This window comes from Kitasatospora sp. NPDC096077, from assembly GCF_040303245.1.
Taxonomy (GTDB): domain Bacteria; phylum Actinomycetota; class Actinomycetes; order Streptomycetales; family Streptomycetaceae; genus Kitasatospora.
This window is the reverse complement of sequence record NZ_JBEOSV010000059.1, coordinates 1-6,224: the sequence shown is the minus strand read 5'-3', so window position 1 is coordinate 6,224 and position 6,224 is coordinate 1. Positions and strand designations below refer to the sequence as shown.

Sequence of the window (6,224 nt, the reverse complement as noted above, 5' to 3'; positions counted from 1 at the left end):
CCGTGGTTTGTCGTACGGTCCGTCCGTGGTGTTGTCGGGGTCCGCTCATGTGTTGGGATTTTAGTATTATTCTTTGACCTCGTGTGGGGGGGGGGGGGGGGGGGGGGCCCCCCCCCCCCCCCCCCCACACCCGTGAATCCTGCCCGACGGGCTCTCGATGGTCTACTTCTTCGCTATGGAGACCGTTCTCAATGAACTTAGTCATGGGAGAAGGACCGCCCGTACGCAAAACCGTTGGACTGCTCGGTGGCGCAGCATTTCTGTCCTGGGTGAAGGATCTTCCCTCCGGAATATCTGGAGCGGCCTGCGACCTCGACCGCGAGATGGCGGCCGTCCGTGCGAACGGCGAATATCTGGAACACCTCAGCCAGTCGCACGCCACTGCCCCAGCCCTTGCGTCAAACGGAGTCCGCATCCAGCCGCATCTACTGTGCGGGAGCGTGAGCGAGTCGCTGGGCGCGGAGCACTGGATGGCCGGTCGCGGAATCGTCTCGGGCGCGGAATACCTGGTCCCGGCCCAGGCCGTGCTTCTCGGCTGGGACCCACCAGCCGAGAAACGCTGGTGGGTGCAGACGTCGGTGGGTACCGCTGCGCACCCAGATCCTGACGCCGCCAGCCGTGCCGCGCTCGCCGAGGTCCTCGAGCGCGACGCGCTGGTCCGCGGATGGCGAACGGGCGAGATCGAGTTCCATGACCTCGGCTGGCTGTTGGCGGAGGCCCTTCCCGCATCCCTGTACAACAAGATCGTCACCGACAACGTCACCATCTCGGTGGTGCGGGCCGGCAGTACAGCGTTCCACCCCGTATTGGCCATGATGCATCGCCGGGACGGCGGTAACCTCACCTGCGGCGCCGCCATTCGCGCCGACACCCGAGCTGCGGTACGTCACGCAGTACTCGAGGCCCTGCTCGTCCGGGTTTCGCTGAGTGCCCCGGCCCAGCCGGGCCGCCTCGAGGCGCACCACCACACCCGCGGCCTGCTGGCTGCCCAGAACGGCCCGCAGCATCTGCGGTTCATCGCCGAACGCAGCAACGGCCCCGATACGGCTGTTGCCACCGAAACCACCCTGCCAGCGCTGAGCGTTCATGCCAGGGAACGGTTCGGTCACGAGCCCGTCGTGGTCGATCTGCCGGCGGCGGCCGGCCATGCGGTACGCCGGGTGATCTGTCCCGGTTCCAGCGTCCTGGAACCGCGCGGAGCGGAGACCGGGCTCCTCAGTCCCATCGCGTAGGAATGAACATGGCGAACTATGGTTACCCGCGGACCACTGACACACCGATCGGTGAGCTGGCATTCGAAGCTCCGGCCGTTTTGGACCTGTCCGAGCTCCGGCGTCGCTGGGCTCCCTGGTTGCGGTTGGAGGAATCCCCGACGTCACCCTTGCGGGCACAACACGCCGTTCTGCTGCGCCGACTTCTCGGCCGGTCCGCCCCCGGGCAGCCACACTGGTTCGGCATGATCTCCGTCACCAGCGCCAGGACGCAGGTGGCCGCACAGTCCCGGCTCGGTCGGCTGGCCGCACAGCCGGCCGAGGCTGTCGCCCAGGCCGGCGACTCACCCGGCTGGCAGGCTCTGGGGGCTGCGCTCGGCAACTGGCAGGAACTGGACGTGCCGACTCGCACCACCGTAGTCGCCCTGCTCGCCCAACTCGGCTTCCATCGGTATGTCGTACAGCTTGTGCCCAGACCTTCGGCAGCCGACAGCGAGAGCGAGCAGCTGAGCTACGAGGTGGCCCGGGCGGCACACCAGTACAACCGGATGTCGTCCGCGCCCATGCAGATCTTCTCCTGGCTCGCCGAGCAGGCCGGCTCTCCCGTCCTGCGGTTGCTCAGTGCACTGCAGTTCGTGTCGAACCAAGTACGCGAGCACCGCAACACCGAGGAAGCCGCGAAATGGCTGGCGGTTTCCGCGGAGCTGGTCGAACGGCTGAAGGGACCGGACTGGTTGGTACACCTCGGGCGCAGCCGCTTTCACCGGGCCGCAGGACTCTTCCATACCCTGACCCGGGACAGCGCGCAGGCAGCAGCCGTCATGACCGCCGGGCTGCTCGCCGATGACGAACTGGCTCTGGCTCTGCCGAGGACCGACACGGCCACTGGTGTCGACGCCTTCGAGGCCGGACTCGTTGTCCACTACCACCGGGAGAACAGGCGACTCGTCCTGGAAGCACTGCTCAAGCTCGACACGCTGGCCGGAACGTCCCATGCTCCGAAGGACGCCGTCGGGCAACTGCTCGCTCTGGATCCGTACGACCCGGACCCCAATTTCACGATCGGCTCCTACCTGGAGCGGCAGGGTCGGGTGGAGGAGGCGGCCGAGCGTTATCTGGACTCCGCTGCGAGCGGCACCGTCCGTGGCGCACACGCGGCCTGCATGGCCGCGGACTGCTACGAAAAACTTGGCAACACGGACGGAGCCACCCGAGCTCGGCAGCTCTGGAGGGATCTCGATCCGGCAGCCGCGGTCCCGCCCTCCGTCCCTCTCGGCTCCTAGGATCTACCTGCAATGACAGCCGATGCGCACAACACGACCCGTGCCTGGGCAAAGACAAAGACATGGCGGCCACGCCTGGGCATCGCCGACACGCCCGACTTCTCCAAGCTGCTGACCGCGTCCACCGTTTCCTCCCTCGGCAACGGCGTGTACACCACCGCTCTCCCCCTGATGGCCGCGGCGCTGTCGTCAAAGCCCGTGGCCGTCGCCTCAGTTGTCATGGCGGGGCGACTTCCCTGGCTCCTTTTCTCCTTGCTGGCCGGGACCCTCGCGGACTCCTGGGACCGCAAGCGGGTCATGTGGACCACGAACCTGCTGCGAGCGGTGGCAACCAGCGCTCTGGCAGCGCTGATAGCCACCGGCAACGGGAACCTGACGGTACTCGCGATCATGAGTTTCCTCATCGCCTGCGCCGACGTCTTCTTCGACAGCGGAAGCTTCGCGGTGGTACCGAAGATGGTGAACCGGGACCCCGCCCGCATCCGGGCGGCGAACGCACAGCTCACCAGCGGTCAGATCATCGGCATGAACTGCATCGGCCCGTCCGCCGGCGGGCTGCTGTTCGGCCTCGCACGGAGCATGCCGTTCGTCACCGACGCACTGTCGTTCGTTACGAGTGCGCTGTTCCTACGCCGAATGGACGGCAACTACCGCGTGCCGCTCGCGTTGGCGCCGCGCGGCGGGCTGCTCGCCGCCGTACGCGAGGGCCTGCACTGGGTGTGGACTCATCCGCTCCTGCGCTGGCTCACCCTCATCTCAGGCGTTTTCAGCCTGATGTGCATGGTGCCGATGGGCGCCTTCGTACTCTTTGCCGAACAAGTCCTGCACCTCGACTCCTTCGGATACGGCGTGCTGCTGACGACCGGGGCGCTCGGCAGCCTGGTCGGCACGCTCGCAGCGCGTCACGTGGAGACAGCCATCGGCAGCTCCAACGCGCTGGCCGTGGGACTGGGTATCGGCGGCATCGCGGAGCTGCTCATGCTCTATGCCAACAGCCTGCCGCTCGCGGTCACCGCGATGGTGCTGGGCGGCGGCTCCTCGATGATCTGGAACGTGGTGCAGATCTCGCTGCGCCAGTCAGCCACCCCCGATCACCTCGTGGGCCGCATCAACGGTGTGCACAAGTTGGTGACCTGGGGGGCGATGCCGATCGGGGCGATGATCGGCGGCGTGATCGCCGAAATTGCCGGCCTACGCGCCCCCTTCCTGGTCGCGGGTTCGACGATCACCCTTGTGGCCGTGGCAGCGCGCTTGCTGCTCTCCCCCGCACGCATAGCCGCGACAGCCGCGGACACCTTTCCCGACTCCACCATCAGCGCCTCAGACGCGGAGAGCGAGAGCCTGTGACACTGCCCGAGATCAAGTGGGAACGAACCCTGGAACGTTCCCGTACCGACATCTGGAACCTGATGTTCGACGCGGAGGCCGCGCGCACCTGGCTCGGCGTTGCGGGATATGTGATGCCCGAGCAGCAGGGCGCAGCCTTCTGCTGGCTGTTCGACACAGGCAGCCCGAAGCCAACGGCATTCACCGGCCGGCTGACGACCATAAAGCCGCAGCAGCACATCGAGATGCAGTGGGAACTAGCCAGCTGCGCCGCCGACACCCGGCTGATCTGGGAGTTCCACGAGACCGGAGAAGAACGGACAACGGTCGTGCTGCGCCACGCGGACTTTCCCGACAGCGGCCTCGGCCCCTTCGAGCACGACGGTTACGCCCATCACTGGGGGCACATCCTCGACGGCCTGCAGGCCTATGCGAACGGTGAGCCGCGAGACACCCTGCACCGGCACGGCGCGATGCTCGGGCTGATCCCGGTCGGAGCTGCGCCGGATCACGGGCTGCTGGTCAAGGAGATCATCCGCGACAGCCCGGCCGAACACGCCGGCCTGCGGCCGGGTGACTACATCAGGTCCGCGAACGACACGGTCATCCGCTGTTTCGACGACTGGGACGACTGGATCGATCAGCGGGTCCCGGGTGAGACCGTGCGGCTGCAGCTTGCCGACCGGGTGATCGAGGTGGTTCTCGGAGAATGGCGGCGCTGAGATGGGCACCGCGGCCGATCCCGCTCGGTCCGTGCAGCCTCCGGCGCTGCCGGACCGGGCGCGCGAGGTCAGCGCCGGGCTTCCCTATCCGTTCCTGCGCTCCCAGGCGGATTGGGTGGCACCGGCCGTGGCCCTCACCGCCGTTGGACCTGTACTGAGCACCGATGCCTGGTCCGGCCGCCATCTCGGGGTGTACGACGGAACCGCCTGGACTCGTCTCACCGACGGACCGTCCTGGTTCCGGGGGCCGTGCTGGGAGGAGGGCGGTCTCTCTGCGTTGGTCTATGACGATCCAGCGCGCGAGGAGAGTGCACGACGCACCCTGAGAGCCATCGCCATGCCGCGCCATGACGCGTCGCAGGTTCCCCGGTCGCCGAATTTCGCAGGGCTCGACAGGATTCCCCGCCCGCCCGCCACCCGCATCGTTTCCAGTAGCGCGGCGCCGGGGGATTCAGGACATGGCTGCGTCCTGCTGGCCCGCGGAGCCGCCCGACGACTCGTGGCACTCTCCCCGCAGCAGGGGCGTTCACTGGACGCCCCGGTCACCTCGATCGGTCCGTGGCTGTCCCCCGATGAAGTCCTGATCACCATCGAGGAATGGCCGGCCAGACGTCTGCATTCCTGGAACACCCGCACCGGAGAACTGACCTCTCGGTTGACCGGCGACGAGGACGGTGTCATCGGTGATCTCCTGGCAGGCGCGGGGCAGTTGGCGATGACCTGGACGTCCCCGCGGCAGCCACGACGACTCCTGCTGTTCGACGAGAGGCGGTTCAGTACGGTCGGCGCCCCGCAGGGCCTGACCACCGACGCGGCCGGCGGGCCGGTGCCGCCGCCACCCGAGACGGTCGTCCTCACCGCCGCCGCAGGACACCGGCTGCCGTGCCTGGTCCAGCCTGCCGTCGAACCCACGCGTGGCACCGTCGTGCTCCTGCACGGCGGTCCCAACGGGGCTCACCTGGGGACCTGGTCCCCCCTCGCGGACTCGCTGGCCTTGCACGGCTGGCGGGTGGTACGCCCCAATGTGCGAGGCAGTTCGGTGCTGGACCGATCGGTACGTCCCCCGGCACCCAGGATGTACGGAGTCGACGACGCCGAGGATGTGGCCGAGGTGGTCCGGTTGCTCGGGACAGGCCCGGTGGCGGTCGGCGGCGTCAGCTATGGCGGCTACCTCGCGGCCCGAACGGCAAGGAGGGTAGAAGTCCAGGGTGTCTTCAGCCTCGGAGGCTTCCTGCGCATGGCGGACATCTCCGGATCTACGCATCCCGAGGTACGCGGCTTCCTCGACACACTCGCGCAGCGGCTGGCCCCGGACGAACCGCTGGCGGAGATCCCGCACTTCATCGCACACGGTCGTCTGGACGCTCGGATCCCGATCGCGGCGATGACGGACTACCGGAGGCGGTTGACGGCGGACTCCCGACTGATCGTGATCGACGGAGAGGGACATGGCATCGTCTCCGACCACGCTGCGCGCATCGCCTTCGCCGAACTGTTCGACTGGTTGGACGGACTATGCGCGCTCTGACCGTGAGGTACACGTGGCATCGTTCGCGGGGCTGGCCGATACTGCGGGCCGTTCTCCTTAGGGCGTCCGCCAGTAGGTCATCGGATGCGGGGTGTGCGAGGCCGGGTGTTCCAGCGGTAGAGGGACCAGGCGCGGCGGATCAGGCAGCGGATGG

At 67.7% G+C, this 6,224-nt stretch carries 5 protein-coding genes; all 5 read left to right on the top strand.

Features of this window, described 5'->3' with window-relative positions:
• The first annotated feature begins 191 nt into the window (after positions 1-191).
• The 5 genes from ABTZ03_RS33740 (at position 192) to ABTZ03_RS33720 (ending at position 6,070) form a co-directional block, all read left to right on the top strand.
• Positions 192-1,232, top strand: a complete 1,041-nt coding sequence (locus ABTZ03_RS33740; RefSeq protein ID WP_502894671.1) for a YcaO-like family protein — start codon at positions 192-194, stop codon at positions 1,230-1,232.
• 224 nt (positions 1,233-1,456) lie between these two features.
• Positions 1,457-2,494: a tetratricopeptide repeat protein gene (locus ABTZ03_RS33735; protein ID WP_350516961.1), complete on the top strand. Its 1,038-nt coding sequence runs from the start codon at positions 1,457-1,459 to the stop codon at positions 2,492-2,494.
• A 12-nt stretch (positions 2,495-2,506) separates the two neighbouring features.
• Entirely contained in the window at positions 2,507-3,841 is a 1,335-nt protein-coding gene (locus ABTZ03_RS33730) for an MFS transporter (RefSeq protein WP_350516960.1), read from the top strand.
• On the top strand, positions 3,838-4,542 hold the full coding sequence (locus ABTZ03_RS33725; protein WP_350516959.1) for an SRPBCC domain-containing protein: 705 nt from the start codon (positions 3,838-3,840) through the stop codon (positions 4,540-4,542). Before ABTZ03_RS33730 ends, ABTZ03_RS33725 begins: the two co-directional genes overlap by 4 nt.
• 1 nt (position 4,543) lies before the next feature.
• The gene (locus ABTZ03_RS33720) at positions 4,544-6,070 is read left to right on the top strand and encodes a S9 family peptidase (protein WP_350516958.1); all 1,527 of its coding nucleotides are present in this window, start codon (positions 4,544-4,546) and stop codon (positions 6,068-6,070) included.
• Positions 6,071-6,224 lie beyond the last annotated feature (154 nt).